A 1,323-nucleotide genomic window follows, 5' to 3' on the forward strand; every position below is an offset into this window, starting at 1 on the left:
CGAAATTTTTTGCACGGTTCATCAATAGGATCGCGGCTTTCGTAGTTTCGGCTTAGTAAGCGTTCCTTTCTTCTTTGTTGCCTTTTGGTTTTCGTATTATCAGGTTCGGCAAATTAGCCCTTATTTCCCTAAGTTCAGGCGTTTCAGAAGCTAATTTACGCTTCAATTGTTCTTTGGTTATGCCTCATTTTAGTCTGCATCAGTGTTTTGCTCGCAGCATTTCCAATCCCAATTGTGGTTAGGATATTTGGTTTATCAGTTCCAAATTTGCTGAAACCAAGTCGTTCAAATGGCGTAAAAAATGTATTTGTTTTCCATTCACTTTATCTCGCAATTTAAGAACATTTTGTTCGCTTAATTGGCATCGGTAAATTAGAATCTAGGCTTAGAAAATCTTGGCAGGGCAGTTCTTTACCAAGTTGACCAAGCCGAAAGTAAGCACGCACAACAATCGCATCAACACGATTTATTACATTCGGCGTTCTGGGTTTGCCTTTAGTTTTGTGATTAAGGCGGTTAATTCAGGTTGGTTTGCATAGTAATAAACGTGTTATGCCAGCGTTATATGCTTGATTGGAAATGGAAAAAATGAAGTTTAAAATTATTAGTATATTGGTTTTTAGTATTGGCATTGTATTCGGTGCATGGTTCGGCATAAATCACGTTGTTATTGAATCAGAATCTATACCAACTAAGTCATTTTTTGATCTATTGTCATTATCATTAAGTTTTGGCGGTTTTGTATTTGCGGGGCTGTCTTTTGCAATTGCTTATCATGTGTTTTCGGAGTGGAAAATACAACATAAAGATGAATTAATCACTGAGTTAAAAACAGACGCAATAGACCGAATGCTAAAATGTCACGCGGCACTAACAAATTTTACGTATCATAAATCGTGTAAAGAAACTTCTATTGCATTTACGATGGCGATCACTGATTTACAAAGTGTTAATATGCGTTATTTCAGTATGTTAACTTTAAAAAATCAGTCTACCTTGGAATTGTTAGCGTGTGATATTAATAATGATCAAATGCAATTTGCCAAAGATTATGCATCACTGATGTCACATTTTTTTAATGGTGTAAAAAGAGATTGTATCTCAATAAATGGAAGAGTATTGACGTTTTCTGGGACTAAAGAGGGTATAACAAGAAAGGGCGTGCTTGAGGTTTATATTAAAAGGTTAGACCTTCGGGTCACAATTGAAAATAACCAACTTGATTTGCACAAATTTAGTACTGAAGCATATTTAGCGATAGTTAGTAATTGTGGCAACTTAGTTGAAGAAGCTTACTCAAATGAAGAACGCATATAACAAATG

1 protein-coding gene is annotated in these 1,323 nt (G+C 35.3%); it reads left to right on the forward strand.

Annotation, left to right across the window (positions count from 1 at the left end; genetic code table 11):
* Window positions 1-588: 588 nt before the first annotated feature.
* On the forward strand, window positions 589-1,317 hold the full coding sequence (locus tag A6E03_RS18340; RefSeq protein WP_065601475.1) for a hypothetical protein: 729 nt from the start codon (window positions 589-591) through the stop codon (window positions 1,315-1,317).
* Window positions 1,318-1,323 lie beyond the last annotated feature (6 nt).

The sequence above is a fragment of the Aliivibrio sp. 1S128 genome, from assembly GCF_001691065.1.
GTDB lineage: Bacteria > Pseudomonadota > Gammaproteobacteria > Enterobacterales > Vibrionaceae > Aliivibrio.